20 protein-coding genes and 1 tRNA gene are annotated in these 25,068 nt (G+C 43.5%); 16 read left to right on the forward strand and 5 right to left on the reverse strand.

What is annotated here, in order from left to right:
- The 12 genes from FCL46_RS02340 (at nt 1) to FCL46_RS28400 (ending at nt 14,995) form a co-directional block, all read left to right on the forward strand.
- On the forward strand, nt 1-801 hold the full coding sequence (locus tag FCL46_RS02340) for a phosphatidate cytidylyltransferase (RefSeq protein WP_136810606.1): 801 nt from the start codon (nt 1-3) through the stop codon (nt 799-801).
- Nucleotides 801-1,961: a 1-deoxy-D-xylulose-5-phosphate reductoisomerase gene (locus tag FCL46_RS02345; RefSeq protein WP_136810607.1), complete on the forward strand. Its 1,161-nt coding sequence runs from the start codon at nt 801-803 to the stop codon at nt 1,959-1,961. The genes FCL46_RS02340 and FCL46_RS02345 overlap by 1 nt, the downstream gene beginning before the upstream one ends.
- Before the next feature lie 73 nt (nt 1,962-2,034).
- Entirely contained in the window at nt 2,035-3,108 is a 1,074-nt protein-coding gene (gene rseP, locus FCL46_RS02350) for an RIP metalloprotease RseP (protein WP_136810608.1), read from the forward strand.
- Nucleotides 3,108-3,845, forward strand: a complete 738-nt coding sequence (gene tsaB, locus FCL46_RS02355; protein WP_136810609.1) for a tRNA (adenosine(37)-N6)-threonylcarbamoyltransferase complex dimerization subunit type 1 TsaB — start codon at nt 3,108-3,110, stop codon at nt 3,843-3,845. Before rseP ends, tsaB begins: the two co-directional genes overlap by 1 nt.
- Before the next feature lie 80 nt (nt 3,846-3,925).
- Nucleotides 3,926-5,008 carry a flavodoxin-dependent (E)-4-hydroxy-3-methylbut-2-enyl-diphosphate synthase gene (gene ispG / locus FCL46_RS02360; RefSeq protein WP_136810610.1) on the forward strand — a complete coding sequence of 361 codons (1,083 nt, stop codon included), beginning with the start codon at nt 3,926-3,928 and terminating at the stop codon, nt 5,006-5,008.
- Between the two features lie 106 nt (nt 5,009-5,114).
- Nucleotides 5,115-6,827: a proline--tRNA ligase gene (locus FCL46_RS02365; RefSeq protein WP_136810611.1), complete on the forward strand. Its 1,713-nt coding sequence runs from the start codon at nt 5,115-5,117 to the stop codon at nt 6,825-6,827.
- Between the two features lie 20 nt (nt 6,828-6,847).
- Complete coding sequence (locus tag FCL46_RS02370) at nt 6,848-9,031, forward strand: RelA/SpoT family protein (protein ID WP_228723312.1); 2,184 nt, start codon at nt 6,848-6,850, stop codon at nt 9,029-9,031.
- Between the two features lie 104 nt (nt 9,032-9,135).
- Nucleotides 9,136-9,588: a zinc-ribbon domain-containing protein gene (locus FCL46_RS02375; protein WP_136810615.1), complete on the forward strand. Its 453-nt coding sequence runs from the start codon at nt 9,136-9,138 to the stop codon at nt 9,586-9,588.
- Between the two features lie 594 nt (nt 9,589-10,182).
- Nucleotides 10,183-10,341 (forward strand): hypothetical protein, encoded by a 159-nt coding sequence (locus FCL46_RS02380; RefSeq protein ID WP_153307153.1) that lies wholly within the window; start codon nt 10,183-10,185, stop codon nt 10,339-10,341.
- 246 nt (nt 10,342-10,587) lie between these two features.
- Nucleotides 10,588-12,096 carry an IS1182 family transposase gene (locus FCL46_RS02385; protein ID WP_136810870.1) on the forward strand — a complete coding sequence of 503 codons (1,509 nt, stop codon included), beginning with the start codon at nt 10,588-10,590 and terminating at the stop codon, nt 12,094-12,096.
- Between the two features lie 374 nt (nt 12,097-12,470).
- Nucleotides 12,471-13,916, forward strand: a complete 1,446-nt coding sequence (locus FCL46_RS02390; RefSeq protein WP_167506110.1) for a methyl-accepting chemotaxis protein — start codon at nt 12,471-12,473, stop codon at nt 13,914-13,916.
- A gap of 371 nt (nt 13,917-14,287) precedes the next feature.
- A complete protein-coding gene (locus FCL46_RS28400) occupies nt 14,288-14,995 on the forward strand; it encodes an FKBP-type peptidyl-prolyl cis-trans isomerase (RefSeq protein ID WP_136810837.1) in 708 nt (235 codons plus the stop codon).
- Nucleotides 14,996-15,096: 101 nt separating this feature from the next.
- Here FCL46_RS28400 and FCL46_RS02400 read toward each other — a convergent pair whose 3' ends face one another.
- The 3 genes from FCL46_RS02400 to crcB all read right to left on the reverse strand — a co-directional run bounded on the left by FCL46_RS02400 (nt 15,097) and on the right by crcB (nt 17,564).
- Nucleotides 15,097-15,987, reverse strand: coding sequence for a DUF362 domain-containing protein (locus FCL46_RS02400; RefSeq protein WP_136810838.1), 891 nt, complete (start codon nt 15,985-15,987; stop codon nt 15,097-15,099).
- 98 nt (nt 15,988-16,085) lie between these two features.
- Complete coding sequence (locus tag FCL46_RS02405) at nt 16,086-17,174, reverse strand: LptF/LptG family permease (protein ID WP_136810839.1); 1,089 nt, start codon at nt 17,172-17,174, stop codon at nt 16,086-16,088.
- A gap of 9 nt (nt 17,175-17,183) precedes the next feature.
- Entirely contained in the window at nt 17,184-17,564 is a 381-nt protein-coding gene (gene crcB / locus FCL46_RS02410) for a fluoride efflux transporter CrcB (protein ID WP_136810840.1), read from the reverse strand.
- Between the two features lie 531 nt (nt 17,565-18,095).
- On the opposite strand from crcB, the gene FCL46_RS02415 reads away from it, so the two are divergent.
- The 4 genes from FCL46_RS02415 to FCL46_RS02430 all read left to right on the forward strand — a co-directional run bounded on the left by FCL46_RS02415 (nt 18,096) and on the right by FCL46_RS02430 (nt 22,464).
- A complete protein-coding gene (locus FCL46_RS02415) occupies nt 18,096-19,115 on the forward strand; it encodes a DHH family phosphoesterase (RefSeq protein WP_136810841.1) in 1,020 nt (339 codons plus the stop codon).
- Between the two features lie 406 nt (nt 19,116-19,521).
- Nucleotides 19,522-20,775, forward strand: a complete 1,254-nt coding sequence (locus FCL46_RS02420) for a glucose-1-phosphate adenylyltransferase family protein (RefSeq protein WP_136810842.1) — start codon at nt 19,522-19,524, stop codon at nt 20,773-20,775.
- On the forward strand, nt 20,772-22,058 hold the full coding sequence (locus FCL46_RS02425; RefSeq protein ID WP_136810843.1) for a glucose-1-phosphate adenylyltransferase family protein: 1,287 nt from the start codon (nt 20,772-20,774) through the stop codon (nt 22,056-22,058). Before FCL46_RS02420 ends, FCL46_RS02425 begins: the two co-directional genes overlap by 4 nt.
- Nucleotides 22,059-22,388: 330 nt before the next feature.
- A tRNA-Arg gene (locus FCL46_RS02430) sits at nt 22,389-22,464 on the forward strand.
- Nucleotides 22,465-22,583: 119 nt separating this feature from the next.
- Here the strand turns inward: FCL46_RS02430 and FCL46_RS02435 are convergent.
- Nucleotides 22,584-24,350, reverse strand: a complete 1,767-nt coding sequence (locus FCL46_RS02435; RefSeq protein WP_136810844.1) for an AAA family ATPase — start codon at nt 24,348-24,350, stop codon at nt 22,584-22,586.
- Nucleotides 24,351-24,412: 62 nt separating this feature from the next.
- A complete protein-coding gene (locus FCL46_RS02440; protein WP_136810845.1) occupies nt 24,413-25,030 on the reverse strand; it encodes a site-specific integrase in 618 nt (205 codons plus the stop codon).
- Nucleotides 25,031-25,068 lie beyond the last annotated feature (38 nt).

Below are 25,068 nucleotides of genomic sequence, written 5' to 3' on the forward strand. Positions count from 1 at the left end.
ATGAAACGAACTCTTCCTGGAATTTTGATAGCTGTTGCCTGGGTATTGCTATTGTTGGCCGGTACCCCGATACACTTCTATCTTGTTATGTTGTGTGTAGTTGCGATTGCAGCTTATGAGTATCTTAAAATGACCTTTAAGGAAGGTCTGGGAATATTTTCAAGAGCCTTTCTTATTCTTACCCTTGGGTTGCCCACTGTTTTCGCCTGGCCGGGTTGCCAATATATTTCTTCTCAATTTGGCCTGTATCTCTCTTTTTTCCTTACAACCCTTTACTTCATCAAACGTTATGCACACTTTGATGATACGTATGAACGGTTTAGCCGTGTTGTTTTTGGAATTGTTTATGTAGGAGTGTTAGCTTCATATCTCGTAATGCTGAGATATATTCCTCAGGGAGGCAGCTGGTTGGTTGTGCTTTCCGCAATTACGGCAGGTTCTGATTCCGGGGCATATTATTTTGGCCGTACTTTTGGCAAAAGGAAGCTTAGCCCTCATATCAGCCCTAAGAAAACAGTTGAAGGTGCCTTGGGCGGATTGTTGAGTAGTGTAATAATTGCGATACTCTTCTCCTGGATTCTTCTTGATAACGTCAATATGTTCCTTGTTGTTGGAATTGCAATACTCCTGACTGGTGTAGGTATACTTGGTGATTTAGCTGAATCGATCATAAAACGTGGTACCAGCACAAAAGATTCAGGTCGATTACTGGCAGGTCATGGTGGAGTGCTTGATCGGATTGACTCTATTCTTCTTGCTTCACCGGTGCTTTATTACCTGCTGATAATTATAGGTGTTTAATGAAACGTATTGCACTTCTTGGATCTACAGGATCAATCGGAGTCAATGTACTTGAAGTTGTCCGACAATTTCCTGAAAGGTATTCTATTGTCAGTCTTGCTGCCGGAAGAAATTTATCAAGGCTTAAAGATCAGGTAATCGAGTTCGCTCCAGAGCGTATTTCAGTAATTGATGAGCAGCACGCTCAACAGTTACGTGAAATCCTTCCCCGTGAGTATAACGATCGAATTACTTTTGGCTGCCAGGGAAATCAGGAAGTAGCTTCAATATCTGATGCAGATTTCACTGTCTCTGCAATCGTCGGGGCAGCAGGGTTACTACCGACTCTTGCGGCAATCAGAGCAGGAAAACAGATTGGGCTGGCAAATAAAGAGACGCTTGTGATGGCCGGCAAACTTGTTATGGGTGAGGCTACTAAAGCCGGAGTCCCCCTGTTACCCATTGATTCTGAACATAGTGCTATATTCCAGTCGCTTGAAGCTGGTCGGCGAGAAGATGTTGCCAAGATAATTCTTACAGCATCGGGGGGCCCTTTTCGCGGTAGATCAAAAGATGAACTGAAGACAGTCACAAGAGAGCAGGCGCTTAACCATCCGAATTGGGATATGGGCCAGAAAATCTCAATAGATTCAGCAACACTTATGAATAAAGGTCTCGAGGTAATTGAAGCTCGGTGGCTTTTTGACATGGCTGTTGAAAACATTGATGTAGTTGTACACCCGCAATCTGTGGTTCACTCTCTGGTAGAGTATCAGGATGGATCAGTGATGGCGCAGCTCGGTATTCCAGACATGCGCATTCCGATCGCCTATGCCTTATCCTATCCCGAGCGTTTGCCTTTAAAACTACAGCCACTAAGTTTGTCCCTCTGTTCTAACCTCGAGTTCCATGAACCTGATTATGATTGTTTTCCTGCATTGAAACTCGCATTTGATGCTATTCACGCAGGTGGTGTTGCACCTGCAGTGTTGAATGCTGCCAATGAAGTAGCTGTTGCAGCATTTTTAGCTGAGAAAATCAGTTTTCTGGAAATTTCGAGAGCTGTTGCCGAGACAATGGAACGTGTTCAGGACGGAAGTGAAGATTCACTTGATGATATACTCGCCGCAGATGGCGCCGCTCGCCGAGAAGCTGAGAAACATATCAAATCTCTCCCATAATAGTTTTGGGAACCATCTCAGGTCGGTAAGCAACTAATCCAACCAGGTAAAACTGGTCGACTTTTATGGTATTATGAATACAGCTTTTTCGTTTATTCTGGTTCTCGGTCTTCTCATTTTTGTACATGAGCTCGGCCACTTTGTTTTTGCCAAACTCTTTGGAGTTCGGGTACTAAAATTTTCTTTAGGTTTTGGTCCCCGCCTTTTTGGCAAAGTGATTGGTGATACCGATTATGTTGTCTCTGCAATCCCCTTGGGCGGATATGTAAAGATGTTCGGTGAAAACCCCGACGAGCAGGATGTCCCTCCTGGTACACGAGAAGTATCATTTGCTCATAAAAAAGTATGGCAACGATTCGGAATTGTTTTTGCCGGACCGGCGTTTAACTTTCTGTTTACACTCGTGTTGTTTTTCTTTCTTTTCCTGTTTAACGGCGTACCTGAGTCCATAGATACTACCCAGGTGGGTAGGGTCAATGAAAGTTCACCAGCCGCCCAGGCTGGAGTTCTCGATAATGACGTAATTGTAGAGATTAATGGTAAAATTACCGAAAAATGGATGGATGTATTAAACGCCGTTAAAGACAGCGGAGGCGAGAAATTGTCCATGGTTGTCCTGCGGGATGGCAAGGAAGTTAAGCTTGCTATTATACCGCAGGTTGATGATGTGAAAAACATTTACGGTGAAAAGGTTGATGAGCGCTATATGATCGGTATTGTCCGATATGAAGAGCTCAAATATATTCCAGCGGGTCCGTTTGGTGCTCTTGAGAGTGCAGCAAAACAGACCTGGGGATTTGTCATGCTGACTGTAACAGGTTTTGTGAAGATCGTTCAGCGCGTCATACCTATGTCAGAACTTGGCGGCCCGATTCTTATAGCGCAGATAGCTGGTCAGCAGATGGAAGCAGGCTGGATAAATCTCATGTATTTTATGGGATTACTCAGTGTTAACCTTGGTGTATTGAACCTGTTGCCGATCCCTGTACTGGATGGCGGTCATCTTATGTTTCTCAGTATAGAGTCTGTACGTAGAAAACCGATGGATGAACGAGCCCAGATTATTGCACAACAGATAGGTATCGCTCTGCTCGGTACACTCATGGTTTTCGTCTTCTACAACGATATACTCCGGTTATTCAAGTAATGACTCAGCAAGATCAGTACATACTGGCATTAGATACTGCAACGCCCTGTAGTACAGTTGCGCTTACTACGGGTACTCGTCAAGGAGGCAAGGTATTTGCGTCTTTGTCGCTTAGTAGTAATGTGACACATTCAAGGCGGTTGCTCACAGCTATTGACAGACTGTTCACCGAAACAGAAATACCAAAATCGAGTATAAGTGCATATGCTGTCGGACTCGGACCTGGAAGCTTTACCGGTTTACGAATCGGTATGGCTACCGTGAAAGGCCTTGCTGCAGCATCAGGTGCAAAACTGTATGGTGTACCCACTCTTGATATACTCGCTGCTAATTGTAGCGATTCACGGCTTATCTGTTCTGTGCTTGATGCTCGGAAAAAGGAAGTTTATTCTGCTTTCTATCGTTGCAATGAATCCGGGTTTACCGAAAGAGTTTCTGACATTATCGCAATATCGCCTGAAAAACTTGTCGATCTGATTGATGAACCGGTGTTGATGGTTGGAGACGGCCTTTCGGTTTACGGTGAATTGTGGAAGCAGCAACTCGGAACCAGGATGTCTATGTTCCCGTCACAACTCTGGAGCCCTTCAGCATCAACCCTGGGCTTACTAGCGGGTGAACTGGCAGTTCACAATGCGCATCTTGATGTAGCTGCTGCCTCTCCAATGTATATACGTGCATCTGATGCAGAATTGAATCTTCAGATGAAAAAGAAGGCTCAGAAGCGTCAGGGCTAATGTGATAACTGTATCCCTATTATTAGACTAAGACCGAGCAATTTACGCCCATTCCCACAATTTATATCTGCACAATCATCATGATTATACGACGCCAGACCCGAAAAATAGACGTAGGTGGAGTTGCCATTGGTGGTGACAGCCCTATCTCGGTACAATCGATGACCAACACCGATACCCGGGATACCGAGAGCACCATTGACCAGATTCTGCGCCTCGAGAAAGCGGGCTGTGAGATAGTACGATCAGCCGTTCTCGACATGGAAGCAGCTGCAGCTATCCGCACAATTCGTGATGGTATTACTATTCCTATTATTGCAGATATTCATTTTGACTACCGCCTGGCTCTCGCCGCTATGGAAAACGGAGCTCAGGGAATTCGAATCAACCCTGGTAATCTTGGCGGTGAAGCAAAACTCGCCAAAGTAATTGATGCAGCCAAACTGCATAAGGTTCCGGTGAGGGTTGGTGTGAATAGTGGATCTATCGAAAAGGACCTGCTTAAAACGTATGGGTATCCAACAGCTGAGAATCCGAAAGCGTTGATTGAAAGCGCCTTGCGTAATGTAAGGCTGGTGGAAAGTCATGGATATCATGAGATGAAAATCTCTATTAAATCTTCTGATGTGATGACGACTGTCAGTGGATATCAGCAGCTGTCTAAATTAACAGATTATCCTCTGCATCTTGGAGTTACAGAAGCTGGCGGGCTTATAGCCGGAACAGTCAAGTCGAGTGTCGCTCTCGGGATTCTGCTCAGTCAGGGGATAGGTGACACGTTTCGCATATCACTTACCCGCGATCCAGTTGAGGAGATTCGGGTTGGTTTTGAACTTCTCAGGTCCCTTAAAATACGTGAACGTGGCCCCGAACTGATTTCATGCCCCACTTGCGGCCGAACACAGATTAACCTCTTTAAGTTGGCAGAAGAAGTAGAGCGCTATGTCCAGACCATGGTAACGCCGATCAAGGTCGCCGTTATGGGTTGTATCGTAAATGGACCAGGCGAAGCGAAAGAGGCAGATCTTGGTGTGACCGGTGGGAATGGCGTCGGCATTATCTTTAAGAAAGGTGTGATATATAAGAAGGTCGCCGAAGAAGACTTACTTGAAACCTTTATGGCCGAATTGAAAAAAGCAGAAGAGGAAGGGCAAAATTCGTAAGAATCTGCTACATTCTCGTTGAAATCAATATTATCCGGGGCCTGACTCCGGGAATGTTATCTGAATATCTATATACTATTGTGTTAATTTAAATTACGGAACATCTATGCGCTATTCTCAATTACTGTTACCGACACTGAAGGAGACACCGGCAGAAGCAGAAGTAATCAGTCATAGACTGATGCTGCGGGCTGGTTTCATGCGTAAGCTCACTTCTGGTGTTTACTCATATCTCCCTTATGGTCTTGCTGCTATTCGACGTGTTGAAGCAATCGTGAGAGAAGAGATGAACCGCGCTGGTGCTCAGGAGTTGATGATGCCTATGGTGCAACCGGCTGACCTGTGGCGTGAAACCGGAAGGTATGAGAAATACGGCCCTGAATTGCTGCGATTTCATGATCGACACAATCGTGAGTCCTGTCTTGGGCCCACCCACGAAGAGGTTATTACTGATATAGTTAGAAGAGAGCTTCACTCGTATCGTGATCTTCCGATTAATCTCTATCAGATTCAAACTAAATTCCGTGATGAAATTCGTCCACGCTTCGGTCTTATGCGCGGTCGTGAATTTATCATGAAGGATGCCTATTCGTTTGATACGGATGATGCTGGTGCTGAAGTCGCCTATGGCAAGATGTTTGAGGCATATAAGCGAGTATTCAAACGATGCGGTTTAGAATTTCGCGCGGTTCAAGCAGATTCCGGTGCAATTGGCGGAAACTTTTCGCATGAATTCATGGTACTTGCAGATACTGGGGAAGACACAATCGTTGTCTGTAAAGATTGCGAATATGCTGCCAATATGGAAAAGGCAGAGGTCAAGTCCAGTGCAGCGCCTTCAGATGTCGCTCTTGCAGACCTTGAAAAAATTGAAACACCTGGCAAGCGTAAAGTAGATATCGTCTGTGACTTTATGGGTATTACTCCTGATCAGCTAGTCAAAACGATGGTCTACATAGCTGATGGCCAACCTGTAGCCGTTCTGGTCCGCGGTGACCGTGAGGTTGAGGAAGTTAAACTTAAAAACCTCATTGGTGCAGCTGATGTTGAAATGGCTGAAGATAAGGCCGTATTTGACGCAACCGGTGTACCTACCGGATATCTCGGACCCGTCGGAATTCCTGTAAGAATCTTTGCCGATCAGGAAGTTGCTGCAATGCGCAACTTTGTTGTCGGGGCAAATGAAAAAAACTATCACATGAAAAATGTGAACATAGGCAGGGATTTTGAAGTTGAGGCGGTTGCTGATCTTCGTCAGATAACTACTGATGATCCATGTCCTGCCTGCGGTGGTACACTTGAGCTTACTGAAGGTATTGAAGTAGGTCATATCTTTAAGCTTGGCACCGGATATTCCGAATCAATGCAGGCGTTGTTTCAGGATAGCGATGGTCAGGAAAAACCATTTGTTATGGGCTGTTACGGTATTGGCGTAAGTCGTGTTGTTGCAGCTGCTATTGAGCAGAACCATGATGAAAACGGTATTGTTTTTCCGGTTCCACTTGCTCCATTCCAGGTTACCGTTCTTAACCTTGGTGGAAAGGATGAAGCCATTACTCAGGCGGCTGAAAAGCTTTACAGTGATCTTCAGCAGGTTGGTATTGATGTACTGCTTGACGATCGTGATGAGCGACCTGGTTCAAAGTTTAAAGATGCAGACCTTCTTGGAATTCCGTTTAGGGTGACTGTTGGTAAGTCCCTGACTAAGAACGGAGTGATAGAGGTTAGACGTCGTCGTGACGGTTTTACAGAAGAAATTTCTCCGGAACAGGTTGTTGAGTTATTGCAGAAACGGCTTAATGAGGAGTTAGCTCCTTAATTTAACGTAGTTTGGTAGATATGTCTTATTCTTCAATGCTGAATCCGCGGGGCCTTAAAATCCTCGCTTCTAATTACTTGCACGATGTTGATCTCTCCCGGATTGATAAGGCCTGGGAGGTGGTTACTAAGGTCCACAGTGGGAAACTGCACTTTTCTGGTGAGTCCTATCTGATCCATTTACTGGAGGTCGCTTCAACCCTGGCCTCCATGCATCTGGATCTTGATACCGTTCTGGCCGGTTTGCTGCACGGTGTCCTGAAAGAGGGCGTTGCAATTGAAGAGATAGAGCGCGAGTTTGGTGCTGATGTAGCATTAATAGTCGCAGGATCTACCAAAATTAACAAAGTGCAGTACAGCAGTAAACTGGTAAGCCATGCGGAAAATACCAGAAAAATGCTGCTTGCGATTGCTGCCGATATCCGGGTCCTGCTCGTTAAACTTATTGACCGGCTGCAGGACATGTTCATGCTTGACCTTGTTGACCGGCAGACTCAGCTTGAGATTGCCCGTGAGACAATGGATCTTTATGCACCGCTTGCCAGTCGTCTTGGTATCGACTGGCTTAAGCGGGAACTCGAAGATCACTCCTTTAAATATCTGCATCCTGAAGAATATGCAGATCTGACGTTAAAGCTTGAGTCTTCTCTTGAAGAGCGTCAGTCGTATGTTGATGAAGTTATCGCCATTCTCCATAAGAAATTGAATGAATCTGAGATAACTCCAACGCGAATAATAGGCCGCCCCAAGCACGTTTATTCAATTTACAAAAAACTTATTGCCCAGAACATTCCGCTTGAGAGAGTTTACGATAAGGTTGCTTTTCGTATAATCGTCAACTCTGTTAAAGAGTGTTACGAGTCTCTTGGAACGATTCATGCCAACTGGTCTCCCGTTCCTGGAAGGATAAAGGACTTTATATCTGTCCCGAAGTCCAATAACTACCAGTCGATGCATACAACGGTAGTTGGCCCCCGTGAACACTTTATCGAGATTCAGATACGTACTGAAGATATGGATCGCATTGCCCAGGAAGGTGTTGCGGCTCACTGGGCATATAAAGAGGGGCAAAAAGCAAGTGATCGTGACGCCAAACTTTTCAGAGATCTGAAAAAACTAGTTAAATCACTGCAGGAAGTAGAAGATCCCCGAGAATTTCTAGAGTCTGTCCGTGGAGAACTGTACGACCCTGATGTGTATGCACTCACCCCGGCTGGCGATGTAAAAGAATTTCCACAGGGGAGCTGCCCGATTGATTTTGCCTATTCCATCCATACAGAGGTAGGCGATCATTGCGTTGGTGCTAAAGTAAACGGCAGGCTGGTGCAGCTGAAGTATGAGCTCCAGAGTGGCGATATTATCGAAATTATCACATCGCCTACCCAGACTCCACGAAGAGGCTGGCTCAACCTGGTCAAGACCAGCAGGGCAAAAGCGCGCATTAGATCCTGGCTGCGCCGTGATGATAAAGAGAAGGCTTTCAAGCTCGGTAAAGAGATTTGCGAGCGCGAGATGAAAGTCTACAATATGACCCTCAAGAAGATGATAAAGAGTGGTCATATTCGGTTGTTGTTAAAACAACTTCGATGCAATTCGCTTGATGATATGCTGGTCAAGGTGGGTAGCGGTGCTATCACCGTTCAGACACTCATCAGGGCCCTGCAACCACCTGAGCTTGTAAGTGATCACGAAGCTCAAGCGACTGAGATGAGTCCGGAGCAGCTCGCAGCTACGCTTCTTCAACGACAGCATGCCGCAAGAGAGGAAGGTCGTTCAGGGATTTCCATTGATGGTGTTGAAGGCATGCTGATGAAGATCAGTCAATGCTGTTCGCCGGTTCCTGGAGACCCTATTGTCGGATTTATCACCCAGGGGCGTGGAGTTTCTATTCATAAGCAGGATTGCTCCAATCTGAAAACTACTGATCCTCATCGCTGGATCGATGTTTCATGGGCTGGCCTCGAAGACAAACATTACAAGGCGAGCGTCCATATTAAGTCTGAAAACCGACGTGGAATATTTGCAGATATCAGTACAGCGATAAGCACTGATAATGCCAACATTGTAGATCTCGCAGGACACACAACGGCCGAAGACACAGCTGATCTTCATATTACCATGGAAGTACGTGACCTCAACCATTTGCAGCTTATTCTGCAGCATTTGCGTCAGATGGATGATATTATTTCTGTTCGAAGAGTTTAAAAAAGTTTAACCGTTTGTAATGCAATGTGTTTTGTAGATATATCAGATTACTATTTTGCAGTATGCAGGTTAGACGTGTTTAATGCGTATGACAGAGGAGTGGTATGAGCCTCTGTCAGGTGTGCGGAAATGAAATTGAACCTGGTAGTAAATTTTGCCGGTTTTGCGGCAGTTCTCAGTTTACCGATAGTTCCGCCGCCTACAGTGTAAAAACGTTTTCTCACAGAACCGTGAATCTCGAAAAAGGGATGCCTTTTGTCGAGCCGGCATTAAATCACCTGAAAGCCGTGATAGATGAAGCACGTCGTCTAGAAATTCAGGTTTTGACAATCATTCACGGCTATGGATCTTCTGGCAAGGGTGGCGTAATTCGAACCGAGTGTAGAAATATGCTCGACTATATGTGCAGCAAGGGAGAACTCTCTTCGTATATCACCGGTGAGGATTTTCACCGCCGAAATGGTCTGGTAAAGAATTTGCTCAGTAGGTTCCCGCAGCTTAGTGACAATAAAAACCTCAATAGAAATAACAGAGGAATCACTCTAGTTATTTTTTAACTATTTTAGTTTAACTCCTTCTCCCCATTTCCCTCCTTCTTTTCGTATCTTGCTGATTGAGCCGCTTGGGTTTGATCTTCCCTTCATACTGCTAACTTGTACCACCTGTACGTGCGAGCTGCAGCATTGAACAGTTCTGAAAGTCGTCTCTACTCTTACCAATATGATTCAGGCATAAGCCAAAAAAGCAATGTGCTCACTTGTTTTGTCAGGAATAATTTTGATATAATTTCCCGTAAGTGCTCATATTTCCAGAATGCTCACGAGGAGGTTGGCTGATTGACAATGTGTTTTTCCTCAAGTCAAGAAATTGATGGGAAATTACGATTAGTCATATAATCGATCTTTATAGAATAACGCCGAGTTAAGCTGGTAAGTGAAGACTCCGTAGAAAGGTTTCAATCTCAGGCAGACTTCGAGTCTCATAATGAGTTTATCTGGTACGCAATACTCATTTGGAAAATATACATTCTGAGATGCCCGGCTATTTGATGAGACATTTGAAAAGGGATTTCAGTGCATGCAAATATCCACAACGGTGCAGATTACTGTTGAATCATAGGCAGCCGAAACAGAACGAGAGCAGCGTGTCTAATGAACAATGAAATACTCTTAGAGAGTGGTGCTGATATAGTCGAAAAAAATGAGTTTATCTATTCACTAGTGTCATGTCATGTGTCAAATGTCGTAATAATGCGAAGCTTTTTCTCTTCCTGCAAGGCACGACTGATTGAGCATAGCAGCGCTATGTAACAGAAGGAGTAACGAAGTCAGGAAGTGAAAAGGGCGAGCAGAATTAGACATCTGATGCATGACAGGACACTAGGAGGCTGTCCGACAATAATTAAAGAGAATAGTTAAATTGTTTTTATCGTAGCTGAATTTCCTAGCAAATGGCAAACAGGTTGAGATGGAATGCTTATATATAACAGCATGATAAGCTGCATATTCTTGTTTTTTGTGTTAATTTGTATTCAATAAAACAAGAGAGGTTTCCTTATGTCACCCCCATTCAAAAATCTGCCATTAGAATTCAAACAACGGCAAATGTTTCCGAGCAATATCTTTGATCTGCTCCCTGACAATCATGAATGTTATCTGTATAACGATATTTTTCAGCAGCTTGACACCTCAAGTATTGAAAAACAGTATAGCATGCAAGGACAGCGTGCCTATCATCCCAAGTTGATTATCTCGATTCTCATATACGCATACAGTCATGGCCTTTTCAGCTCAAGACAGATAGAAGGACGGTGCCATGTAGACCTTGCTTATATGTATATATCAGGGATGTCATGCCCAAATTTCCGAGTGTTAAGTGACTTTAGGAAAAATAATGCTGAATTTTTTCATGAATGTTTCAAGCAGAGTGTCCTGATAGCCATGCAATTGGGACTTGCGTCTCTTGGCCATGTAAGCTTAGACGGTTCAAAATTTAAGGCTGACACTTCTAAGCATAAGGCCATGAGTTACAAGAGACTCAAAGAAAAAGAACATGAATTACTAGCGGAAATTGAGAGCCTTATAGCGAAAGCAAAAAACTGCGATGAAGAAGAGGACAGGGAGTATAAGGAACCTACCGGATATGGTATTCCCGAAGATTTACAGTTCAAAGAAAAGCGATTAGCAAAAATACAGGCAGCCAAAAAAGCCTTAGAACAACGGGAGCAAGAACTACACCCCGGCAAAACCATTGAGGACAAAAAGCAAATTAGCTTTGCAGATACGGATGCCCGTATTATGGGAAAAAATAACGTCTTTGATTATCAGTACAATGGGCAAATATGTGTAGATGAGGATAAGCAAGTGATTGTTGCCCAACATCTGAGTCTAAATGCAAATGACAAGAACGAGGTTGAACCTGCGTTAGAAAATATACGGGAAACGACTGGCAGTTTTCCTTCAAAGATGAGCTTTGATAATGGTTACATGTCAGGTGATAATCTTGAGGCAATAAGATCGGCAAAACTCGATGCTTATGTAGCAACAGATAAAGCTGAGAAGAGAAGTGAAATTCCGTTAAATGATTCGGACCGCAAGCTCATAAAGGCTGATTTTATTTACAACGAGCGGGGTGATTTTTTCACCTGTCCTGGAGACCAATCCCTCGTTTTAATACGTACATCAAAATCGGGCAGGAAAACATATCAAGGCGACTCTGATGTGTGTGTTGAGTGCGATTATAAAAGCAGATGTTGCAAATCAACTCAGGGTAATGCTCGAACAATTAACACGGATGACAAAGAGCCCTTACGGCAACAGATGAATGAGAAAATGGAGAGGGTAAGCTCTAAAGAAATATATGGAAGACGAAAAGTTATCGTTGAACCAGTATTCGGACAGATAAAAAATATCGGTTTCAGAAGATTCAGTGTCAGAGGGTATGAGAAAGCAAGTGGTGAATTTTCCCTTGCATGCACTGCTCACAACATGAGGAAGTTACTGAGAGCGATCATAAATGGGGTAGTACGTTCAGAGGACGGCAAATTGTTGGCAAATCCTGCATAGTAATGATGGAGAGCCCTGATTCTCAGTATAATTGCATTATTCAGGCGTTTTTCAGGTGCATATTATAAGATTTACCTTTGCGCAGAGATATAAAGCTCCAGCGATTGCTAGGCTTTATGATTTGTCCGATTTAAAATTCCTGTTCTCGGACAGCCTCCTAGGAGGCTGTCCGAGAATAGAAATTTTCGCTCAGATCAAGGCAAACTCGAAAAATTACCGGAGGCATATAGTCGATATTCCGAGGATAATTTTTCTAGTTTAACGAAGATATGGGTGGAAAGGGCATTGTCGGACAGCCTCCTAGGTCAATATTGAGAAAATACCCGGATGAACGTAGCGAGTAGCTCCTCAAACATCTTTTGATGGAGGTTGTTGTGAAATGGAAAGATGTATCATTGCGTGTAAAACTTGGTTCAGGATTTGCCGCACTGATTCTACTTGTTATTATCCTGGCGTTTAGTGCAGAGGTAGGAATCAAAAAGATAATAGATGACGCAGAAGAGGTAATAAGCAGTAACCACATGCAATCTGTTATTGACGATGTGGAAGTTGCTCACCTTAGGTGGGCAACGTCTGTTGCAATGCACCTTCTTGATGAAACCGATCAAAAACTGGACGTTGTCCTTGACGATCATCAGTGTTCGTTTGGTAAGTGGCTGTACGGCGAAGGGCGACGAACGGCTGAAGCAATGGTTCCATCGCTTCGGCCACTGTTGAAGGCGATTGAACAGCCACATTACGATCTGCATTCAAGTGCCCAGACAATTATTGAAGCCAGAAGCGGGAGTGGTGGAGTAGATGATGCACGCAGAAATTTTTTGATAAATTCCGCATTCTTAGTCGACAAGTTCAGTGCAAATCTTGATAAAATCCGTCTGGAAATTGATCGAAAAATGATAACCACCCCGAAAATGCTCGATCGAGCGTCGCATCAGCGGAGCCTGATAATATGGATGATAACAGGTATAATTCTTCTCGGCCTAATCATATATGTAGTACTTTCTGAGTCTATTCGATCCCCACTGATCAAGGCGATTGAAGCAGTTCGCCGTCTAGGTGAAGGCGATGTTGATGTCTCGCTCGATATTAACAGAAAAGACGAAATCGGTGAGCTGGCAGGCGAGATTAATCTCATGGTTGCCGGACAGAAGAAAAAGGCAATAATCGCCCAATCTATTGCGGACGGTGATTTGACAGTTGATGTCGAGATGCTTTCAGATAAAGATGTTTTGGGCAATGCCCTGATGAAAATGGTTGAGAGCCATCGAACCGTAATTTCCAAGACTGATATGGTGGAAGAGCAGAAAAATATCGGCGCAAATGAGGTGGCTTCCGTAAGCCGGTACCTGTCTGAAAGTGCTACAGCATCAGTAGATTCTATTGAAGATATTTCAAGTTCAATGGGCAATAACACGACCAATGCTCTTAATGCGGGACAGGGAAACCAGTTGTCACCTAAGTCACAAGAAGTTGCTGATCGGGGTGATGCTCACATGCATGAACTCATTGGGGCTATGAGGGAAATTAATGATGCAAGCCAGAACATATCTCAGGTAATCAAGGTAATTGACGAGATAGCGTTCCAAACGAATTTACTTGCCTTGAATACCGATGTTGAAGCAGCCAGGGCTGGTCAGCATGGTAAAGGCTTTGCAAGTGTCGCAGAAGAGGCGAGAAGCCTTGCTGCCAGAAGTGCAAAGGCAGCAAGTGAGACGGCAGAACTGATTGAAGGTTTTATTGAGAAAGTGAGACAGGGAACAACCATCGCAGATCAAACAGCCCATGCATTGCAGGAGATAGTTGAAGGTCCGGGAAAGTGATAGATCGTGTTGCTGAGATAATTGGTGAGGTAGATACCGTACTCAAACAGATCAGATTGGCTGGCAGTCGCTCGACTCACCTCCAGCGACCCAGCATGCATGAATCGAAGGTGTGCGACCGCAATTTAGCAAAGATGTGAGGCCTAAGTCTGTTATTGCTTTGGGCGATAGTGAATTTGGTAAATATTGATAGTTTCCACTGCGATGAGATGTTTTTTACGTAGAGATCTGGTATAAATTACACTTTGGCATATGCTGAAAAGTATGCCGGAGCAAATTGAGTTGTGCTTGCCCTTATGCCTGCCACAAGGGCTGCCACATTAATTAAATATGTGGATGTCATTGCATTCACAATAGAAAGGAGTCTTCGCATGAAGCGATTAGTTGCACTTTTTGCCGCTTGTGTTATTTCGATACCCGGTGTGCTTGCCGCAGAAGAGAACGCTGCCAAGCCCGGTCTCGAAAGCAGTCCACAGAAATTAAGCTACGCGATGGGCACCGATATCGGTCGCTATTTCAAAGGACTTGGGGAAGATATAAATTTTGAGGCGCTCATTTACGGTATTACAGATGGGTATACCGGAGTCGAGCTGGCACTCCCTGCAGAAGAGATATTTTTAGTGCAGAAAGAGTTTGGTGCACACCTTCAGGCAAAACAGGCAGCTGAGTTGAAGGCAATGATGGAGAAAAACCTCGTTGACGGCAAAGCATACCTTGAAGAAAATGCAAAAAAAGAGGGCGTTGAAGTAACCGCGTCCGGTTTGCAGTATGAGTTTATCACTAAAGGCGAAGGCCCCATGCCGAAAGCGAGTGATCAGGTAAAGGTGCATTATGTGGGCACCCTGATTGATGGAACAGAGTTCGATAGCACAGTAAGTCGTGGTGAGCCTGTGGTTTTTGGTGTGGATAAGGTGATTCCAGGTTGGAGCGAAGCGATGCAGCTTCTTCCCGTAGGTTCAAAGGTTAAGCTTGCTATTCCTTCAGAACTTGCCTATGGCGAAGCAGGTGTTATGCCAAAGATTGAGCCCAACTCAGTGTTGCTGTTTGATGTAGAATTGCTGGCCATTGAAGCTGAGTAGTTAAGCTTTTTATCTATAGCAATATGTAAAAAACGGCCTGAAGGATTCTCCTTCAGGCCGTTTTTTTATAGCAATTGAGCCCTGTCATCTTTATGCTTTCTTTACACTTCATGTATCTTCAGTGGTTCAGCGCACCCAACAATTGCATTGGCCATCTGTATATAACCAATACGCTGCCAGTCCTTCTGAAGTAAATCACAGCCATATCTGTCTATGGCAACACTGTCATAGGAAGCGCACAAGCGTCCGACAGGTGGATTGCAATGAGCTCCCCATAGGTGAGATTCGCTCATACCGATGGTGGCATCAAGAATGGTGAAATCCGGTGTTCGATATCTGTTGAGTTCAAATACTGCAGCATGAATACGGGTATGAAATGCGGATTTTCCCCAGCAACCTCCCTGTTGATAATGTGTTGGTGGAACGCAACCCATCATATTCTTCATAGTCAGTGTGACGCCCGCAAGACTGTGTGCTTTTAATACTGGAACAGAGATGATAAACGCATTGTCCAGTATCTCAGGCAGGTACATTTCCGGCCAGCGCTTGAATTCAGCATTTTTTTTATGTGCAAGCGTAGCGTGATTGAGATCAATCAACTCAACATTCTGACGTTGAGCCATTTCTATATAGCCGAGTTTTGAAAAGCAGTGGTGGGTATCGTATTCAATAGAACCGGTTCCTTCACCAATGCATAATGTCGAATCCGGATGGAATGTCTTTATGGCAATGATAATCTCTTCAACTAGTTCAAACGGAGTCGTTACAGGAGGTGCAGAGGTATTAACAAGATTGGGTTTAATCAGTATCAGCGGATGATGTGCTATTCTGGATTGCAGCTCTGAAGCGTGTAATAACCGTTCGACACTAGAGGCCCAGCTATCCAATAAGGTTGAGAATACTTCGCCCTGTTGAGGTTGATTGGTGCAGCTCATTTGAATCGTGAAATGGTTTAAGGTCGATTGAAGTGGTGTGTCTAACAGTATATCCATCAGGTACACATTGTACCCGATGGATAGATCTGATGTTATAGCAATTTCATTGTTATCAAATGATTAGGAGGTGTAGAAGGTGTAGGAGCTTTTCAGCCTTAACTATCCTGCCGCTTCAGAAGAAGTAATCCACCTGTAACAAAGAAAATATGTATGGCTACTGCCGCAATAATTGGTGAAATGTATCCTGCTCCGGCAAGAGACTGAAGTGCTCCCCATATACCCCAGGCTCCAAAGGCCATTCCACAACTCGCAGGAATAGCAACAGAGAGGTCTTTCCCCCATTTCTGGTAAGAAATAAGCAGAATAGGCAGGCCAAGCAATAACAGAGGCATGCCGAGCAGTATATAGGATATCCGGCTTAAGAAACTGGTCCATGCCTTTAATGTCTGCCCTTCAGTTTCCTGTTTCTGAGTTGCAGTGTATAAAGCCGTCAGAGACTGCTCTGCGGATTCATATTCGGGTACAAGAAAGTCGACGGGAGTCTCGGGAAGCTTAATCTCCCAATGTGGGAAATTCCGGATATCGTAATTCTGATCATCGGTCTTTTTCTGAAACTGTACAACATCGAGTATCCACCGATTTTTATTTTTATCCCATTTGGCATATCTTGCAGTAATAAGTGCAGCTGTGTTGTAGTTTTCATCCCAACGTGAATACGAAAAATTCTTAAAAAGAAGCTTTTTTCTGTTTGGCCATTGAAAAGAATAGAAACCTTCAATACCTTTGTAGTAGTAACGTCCGTTCCTGTAAATACCCAGCGGGAGTTTACCCTGAACCTGTTCATGCCAGATTTCGTTAGTGGTTGAAATAGTATATGGCAGTAACCACTGGGCCGCAGCAAGCATAAGTGCTGTAAAGATCAAGCCGCCAACAATAAAAGGCTGTACGATTTTCTTTAACGGGATACCGCCGGCTTTAAGGGCTGTCAGTTCATTGGTATGGTTTAGTATACCAAGGCTTATCACTCCTGAAAGCAATATAAGAATGGGCCCGAGCTGATCGACAACGAAGGGGATATTCATGAGAAAAAATTTCAGCGCAAGACCGAGTGGTTTACCAGCTCGTGTGAAATTATCGAATTTCTCAATAAAATCTACCAGCAGGTAGATTGAGGCAAAGGCAACATTTACTGTAAAGAAATGTTTTACAAATTGTGTGAGAAGATATTTATCAAGTAGCTTCAAATAAGACCTCTAGAGACGAATATATCGCTCGGCAAGCATAAACCCGGCTGCAACCACAAGTAGACCAAAGGTATTGCTTACCAGAATATAGCCGAAGGCGTGGAGCGGCTCGCCTGCTTTAAAAAACTGTATACTTTCACGGGCAAATGTCGAGAAGGTAGTAAAGCCTCCAAGAAAGCCGGTAAAGAGAAAAAGTCTGAACTCATTACTGATATGAACCCGGTCAAACCAGTTCCAGAAAAATCCAATCAGCAGACAGCCCAGGAGATTTGCCGCAAACGTCCCGAGCGGAAAATTAACATCGGTAAAACGGTCGGCAAGACGCGCAATGGAATATCTGCCCAGAGAACCGATACCACCGCCTAAGGCAATTGCTAGTATTTTTAACATCCGTATCTCGTGTTCATGCTGTTGAGTCATCAGGGATTTCGGTTGCAGAAAAGATGTGCACACCGTTCAACTTAGGTACCATTAAGATGACAACTCGTCAAGAAGAAGGGAGGCGTATATATTACAGGACAAAGGTTGATGGTATCGAGTCTTTCTGCTTTACGCTATATAGGCAATACCTTCAAAACCTTGATTTTTTTTCATACCATGTGCTATATTGAGTTCTTTCTGTGATGTTGGCGCGTTTCGAAAGTGGTAGTATTTATACGTTCCCGCCAATATATACTTGCTCTCGCGCAAAGCTTTCGAAACTCGATGAGGGCTGAATTTTACAGGAGGTGGCTGGCATACTGATTCCAATGAATCTGCTCACTCGGTCCGTCATAGCGGCGCTCAGGAAAGCGGATTGTTGGCTACAGGGATTTTGTGTGGAAACCGGATGTTCCCGGTATCCTAAGGCACGTTAATGTGCCTTTTTTGTGTTGTATCTATAAAACCCTGTTGATATTTAGCATGTCACTGTTACCGTGAATGGCTAAAAACCAAAATAAGACAAACGGAAACATAGAAAGAATAATTTACCGGAACACAGCTAAAGACAGGCTTCATGCTTTTTGGGATGTCTTTGATAAGGATGACGATGTTCTGGTAATTATTAACGCCGATCCGGATGCCCTGGCCAGTGCTATGGCTGTAAAAAGGCTTCTCAGGTATCGGGTGAAAAATGTTGTTATTGCGCATCCTAATGAGATTCGACGCATGAACAATGTCGCAATGGTTGAACGACTTAAGATTCCACTTGAGCGACTCGGTAATGTTAAATGTGGGGATTTTAATAAATTTGTCATGGTGGATTCCCAGCCCAGCCACCTTCCATGTTTTGAGAAGATGGATTTTGATGCGATTATCGATCATCATCCGTTGAGTGGAGAGTGGGATGCGCCGTTTGTAGATCTTCGCCCTGATTATGGTGCAGTTTCTACTATGATGGTAGAGTATTTGCGTGCTGCAGGAATGAAGCCTTCCGTCGCTCTTGCTACGGCACTTTTTTATGCAATAAAGGTCGATACCCAAAATTTTGAAAAACAGTCACTTTTGGCCGATGGTATCGCTTTTCGTTATCTGTTCAGTATAGCCAACCGTAACCTTGTTCGAAAGTTCGAGCTTACCGATCTTAGACGATCAGAATTGAAATATTTTAATATCGCCTTTCAGGAATTGAAATATTCAAAGCGCCGATATTACACACATGTTGGTAGGGTTCGTAGCCCTGATGTTCTTGTTATTATTGCCGACTTCTTAAATCATGTCGGAGAAATAGACTGGGTTTTCGTTTCCGGAATACACGGGGAAAAGCTTGTCGTGATTTTTCGTTGCGATGGTTATAGAAAAAGCGCAGGAAAACTTGCAAGTCGAACCTTCGGTTCCTTCGGTTCTGCAGGAGGGCATAAAGAGGCTGCCAGGGCGGAAGTGCCGCTCAAAAATCTTGATCTGGGAGACCGGGAGTTTTCTTCGGCAAGTCTCAAACGGTTTATTATGAGACACATCTGATTTTTGAAAAACATTTTTTACAGATGTCAGCATTATATGGACATTTTAATATTCGTCATTGTACCTGTATGTCTAATGTTAAAATCTCCATATGCCTCCACTGCGATCTCCAAACATTATTGTTATAGCAGGAATTTCCTTAGCAGATAAACCTCTCAATATACAGATATACAAAGAGCTGCAAATTTACAGATAATATCGCAAGACGTATTCAAAATTCTTAATTCCGGTAATTCTTTATCAACAAGCATTAAAAAATCACCGCCAGTGCCTATCTCATTGCTGGCACGGATTGACACCACTAAATAAAAATATTAGTAGTATTTCTAACAATGTGTTTGGCGTATGCCGGCAATAAAACTCAGTGAAATCTATCTGTAGTCTGGTATTTCCAACAGGAGAACCGATGCTGAAACCAACAACACTAGCAATGATCCTGGCTGGTGGCAGGGTTGATGAACTCGACGTTCTGACTTATGGCAGGCCGAAATCAGCCTTGCCGTTTGGCGGGCTTGGTCGGGTTATCGATTTTCCGCTCAGCAACCTGATGAATTCGGGCATTGAGCAGGTTGCTATCCTTAGCCAGTACCGTAGTTATTCATTAATAAACCATATCGGGACAGGTGCTGCCTGGGATATGCTTGGCCGGAACCGGGGAATTTCTATTCTTCCGCCATTTATCGGTTCTAATCATAAGGACTGGTATCGCGGCTCTGCCGATGCAATTCATAGAAACCTCGATTTTGTCCAGTATCATGACCCAGAGCAAATACTTATTCTCTCGGGCGACCATATCTATCAGATGGATTATGCTGATATGATCTCCTATCATAACGAGAAAGACGCTGATCTTACCATGGCCTTTATCAAAGTAGATAAGGAGAAGGCACATCGTTTCGGTATTGGTGCACTTACTGAGGAGGATGGTATTCGTGGAGGTCAGCTCACCAATTATTGGGAAAAACCGGCAAACCCGGAATCGCAATGGGCATCGCTCACTGTGCTCTGTTTTAAGCCTGAAGTGCTCTATAAGATGCTTACCAGTAATCAGGAGAAGACATCTTTTGAGTTTGGTAGAGATATTGTTCCTGCCATGATGGAGGAAGGTTATAAAATTTATGGGTATAAATTCTGTGACTATTGGGGATACACCCGTACAATTGATGAATACTGGCAGGCTAATATGGATTTACTTGGCGATGATCCGGTATTCAAAATGGATGGCTGGAATTTCCGCACGAACCTCGATCACCGTAGTATCCGTGATTTTCAGCCGACTATCGTTGGCGATTATGCAACGGTCCAGAACAGTCTTGTTAATAACGGGTGCCGCATAGAGGGGACTGTACGTAATTCTATTTTATTTCCCGGAGTCGTCGTTGGGAAAAACAGTATAGTTGAAGATTCGGTACTCTTTTTTAATAACGTGGTAGGCAGAAACTGCACTCTTAGTAAAGTGGTGGCTGATGTGAACACTATTTATGGCGATGGTGTTGTTATCGGTTCTGAAGTAGGGCGTCAGGCCCGAAATGTAAGCGTAATCGGCTGGAACAATAGGATTCCCGGACAGGTAAGAATAGGTGACGGCGCAACAATATGGCCTGAACTAAAACCTGGTGACTGGAAGAAACATATAGACTCAGGGGAGCTGATACGATGAAACGTTCACCCGAAACTCTGGTTCTTCTGCTCGCTGGTGGTGTTGGTAGCCGTCTTAATATACTTGTGCAGAGCAGGGCAAAGCCTGCAGTCCCTTTCGGCGGGATTTATCGCATTATCGATTTCAGCCTCAGTAATGTCGCAAACTCAGGGCTGCAAAAGGTTGGTGTGCTCACCCAGTATAAACCACTCTCACTCATGAGCCACCTCGGTTCAGGAGAAGCGTGGGATCTTACTGGCCGAACACGCGGTGTCAAGATTCTGCCCCCTCGGACAGGCTCAAAAGAGTCGGACTGGTATCAAGGTACTGCTGATGCTGTGCGTCGAAACATTGATTTTATTCAATCAAATCCATCTGATGAAGTGCTGATTCTCTCAGGAGATCATATCTATAATATGGATTTTGCGGTCATGCTTGAGTACCATCGCAGCAAAAAAGCAGATCTTACCGTCGCCATGATGGTCGTGCCGAAAAGTCAGATTAACCAGTTTGGCGCAGGCATAACCGATAAAGATAACAGAATCATTGAGTGGGAGGAGAAACCTGCAGTACCACGCACCAACCTCGCATCAATGGGCATTTATGTATTTGATAGGCAATACCTGCTTGATACACTGGAGCGCGACAAGGCTGAAATCGATTTTGGTATGCATTTGCTCCCACATGCAATCGAGCATGATAATGTTTTTGCCTATCCCTTTTATGGATACTGGCGCGATGTCGGTACAATCCAGTCCTACTGGGAAACCAATATGGATCTTCTCAAACAGGATAGCGGTCTTGCACCGCAGGAATGGGGAACAATCACCAATATTGAAGCTGACGATCAGATCTCTGACAGGTTGCCTGCACGGTTTGGCCAAAAAGCAGAACTGCAGAATTCACTGATCCCGGCAGGCTGTAAAATCTTCGGCACAGTAGTGAACTCAATTCTCTCTCCCGGTGTCGTGATAGAAGAGGGTGCCATAGTGAGGGACTCGATCCTTTTTCAGGACTGTCTCATCAAGAAGAAGGCGGTTGTTGATCTTGCAATCTTAGAGAAAAACGTGCAAGTCGGAGAAGGTGCTGTGATTGGGGCTGGTGATGGCCATAATGTGATAAACCGCGAGTCGCCCAAGCATCTCTACACTGGCATTAGTGTGATAGGTAAGAGGGTGCAGGTTCCAGCAGGTAAGAGCATTGGTCGGAACTGTATCGTGCAGGGGTATACGAGTGAGGCGGCTTTCCCTAAAGAGGATATTAGTCATGGGACAACGCTATATCCTAATGGTGAACTCCAATAACCTGGGTTCTCATGACTTTTGGTTTTGTATTGATGGGATGTTGTTCGGTGTAAATTTTCGTAGATAATGGTGAGAGTGAGGAAGTAGTAATACAAGTCACCCTGTGGGCAGACAGATTTTGGCGCAGCTGCTTCGTTTAAGGTAAATCGCGGAGGCTTTACTACAGCTTCATAACCTGCGCCTCTCATTTGCACCAAACTTTGCCAGTGAGAAACAAGGCTGGCGCAACCGAAAGATACGTAGGGACGCGGACAGGGATGTATTAGAACGAAAAGATATTGCGAATTTCAAAAACTCGGGTATTATTCCGTCCACTCAAACGCTACTGATGGCCCTGTAGCTCAGGGGATAGAGCACAGGATTCCTAATCCTGGTGTCGCAGGTTCGAATCCTGCCAGGGTCACCATCTGTATATAAAGGACTATCAAGTGATTTCAGCTTGTTAGTCCTTTTTTGTTTATAGAGTTTTGAGCAGTTCATTTCAATTCCGTCATGTTTGTGTGTGAATTTGTGTGTGAATTTGTATCATAAACTTTGGTTAGCTTTAAGAATAAAGTCGTTGAGTTCAGAAATTCTCGCCTCAAGATCAAGTATTGACAAATCAGGTTTGTTGGTTTTCACGTAGTGCTTAGCGACTTCAACTTTATTAGCGGTTACAACTTTACTAGTCCGTTTCTTTTTATATTTTAATAGATTTGACCACTGCCCCACTGCCTCAAGTTGAGAGGCCGATGGGTGAACACTCAGTACACTCTTCTCAAGGAAGTCTTCATTTAGGTAATTTTCGACTTCTCTTCCTTTTGTAATCCAAGCAAACCCAGGTCCTTGGTTGAATTCGTTTTTTAATCTAATCTTAGTCTTATTTATTTTTGCATGGGGGCTGCTTTTGTCACTATCAAAGAAAATGACACTATTTCTATTTAAGCTCCTCAGTGAAATAAAGTCATCGATTTCGCTTTCATCAGGGTCAAGAGCGGATAAATGGCTAAACAGCCTACCACCAAAAAACATTATTGAGTAGTGTATGCCATCATGTAAGTCTGAGTTATAATGGTGTAGCCAGTGTTTTAAATAGATCCTGTCTGATGGACCTTCAACCCATATTATACAGTTAGATTGCAATATATCAGATGCCCTATAACCAAGGTCGTTGCAAATTTCTGATTTTTGTTTGGTTTTAGATATTGGCACTACCTTTGTGAATTCTGTGTGTGAGATTACATGAAAAATTTCGGAATCGACCGCATCGAGAAGATGAGCTGAATGAGTTGTAAAGAAATACTGATTGCTCGTTTTCTCATACATGTAATGAATTAATTTACGCTGTAGCAATGGGTGTAAGTGCAGTTCAGGTTCTTCAACACAAAGAACTGAATTGTCTAGAATAGTAGATGCAGCTGCTAAAATTATTACCTCATGGACTCCTGTCCCTAATGATTCTAATGGTAGGGTTTTGTTGTCCATGTGGACTAAAATCATATCTCTTCCATAAGGAATTTCGATTGTTGCTTCTTGGTTGTCTAAAACGGTACGAACAAAGTTGTTAATATCACGGAATTTGTTTTTTGCTTGTTGTTGTTCAAGTGGAGGGTTTTGCAATTGCGACAACCTATCTATGATTCCTTCTCCAGAAAAATCTTCCGCCTTGCTCCCAGCTGATCCAACTTTTCTAATAGCTGGTACAACTAATATTTCGGGGGTTGTTGTAGGACTATGTGAGAGTGAATTTAGTGTTTGCGGTATCCATGCTTCATCCAGATTCCCACCCGTTTTACCAGTTAGTTGGCCCCAGAGATTACGCCACTCACTTGCATTTAAACATTTTTTGACACGTTCAGAATTATATTCTAAATGAAATGGAGTGCCAGGCTTAAGGCCTGTATAAGTAAACCAGGTTAGATTGTTATGGTCTCGAAATTCATCTGATGACAAAACTCTTAATGCTAGCTCTTTAAGAGCTGGAACATGAGGCTTGGTTGATAGACGTTCGTTAATAAATTTATTTAATTGATCAGGATCTAAACAGTATGCAATTCTATGCTGAATTTGAGAAGATGATATTGGATAATCCGTTGTTGTAAAAGAATTTTTAATATTACCACGTTGAAATTGATTGTTCGATTGTACGTTTTGAGTAAAGGTAGGGAATTGTTCAGATAAGAAATTGATTATGTTTGACTTTCCAGAGTTGTTCTGACCGATAATGAAATTTATTTTCTTTAATGGTGCAATTTTTACTAGATCATTTCCAATATTTCTATACCCTGAAAAGCCAAATCCATTAATAAGCACTTTGAACCTCTATCGTTAAACTAAATTGGTTATTATGTATTGTCAAGGTTGTGCAATCTCGACTAAGAGTCACTTTGTTTGTCGATTTGTGTTCTAGCGCATTCAAACCGCTCCATTACCTCATATTTACTCTTGTTGATGGCATGAATGTAGGTCTCAGTTGCCTTTCTATTTTCATGACCTAGGATTTCTTGAATATGAGCTATAGGGATATTGATGTTTTCCATGAGACTAGCACCAGCGTGGCGTAGCGGGTGAAACCTAAAATATCTGACCCCTGCTTTTTCACAAAGAGAGCGCATAAACTTTTTACGATCTTTAAATGGACCAATTACTACTTTACCTTCTTTTCGAGAGAAATACTTATGCCAGAAAACCCATGGAATACCTTTTCTACGCTTTGAATGCAGTCTATGCCAAAGAATATTACAAAGTTTTTTTGTCATAGGAATTTTACGAGGTGTTTTGGTCCCATATTTTTTCTTACGGGTATATAGTGTTATTGTATTATTAAGGAGGTCGATATCTTCCCATTTAAGCTGGTTGACTTCTCTAGATCTGGCAAGAGTATCTCGTAAGCACCAAAGGTAATCAAGTTGCTCTGTGTTAGCGGCTGAGAAAACCTTTTCAATATCGTTCTGTGAAGGCACATAAACTTTCTTTATTTCTACTCTCATCATGTCTACAACTGAAGCGGGGTTGGTGTAGACATATCCCT

The organism is Desulfosediminicola flagellatus (assembly GCF_005116655.2).
Lineage (GTDB): Bacteria > Desulfobacterota > Desulfobulbia > Desulfobulbales > Desulfocapsaceae > Desulfopila > Desulfopila flagellata.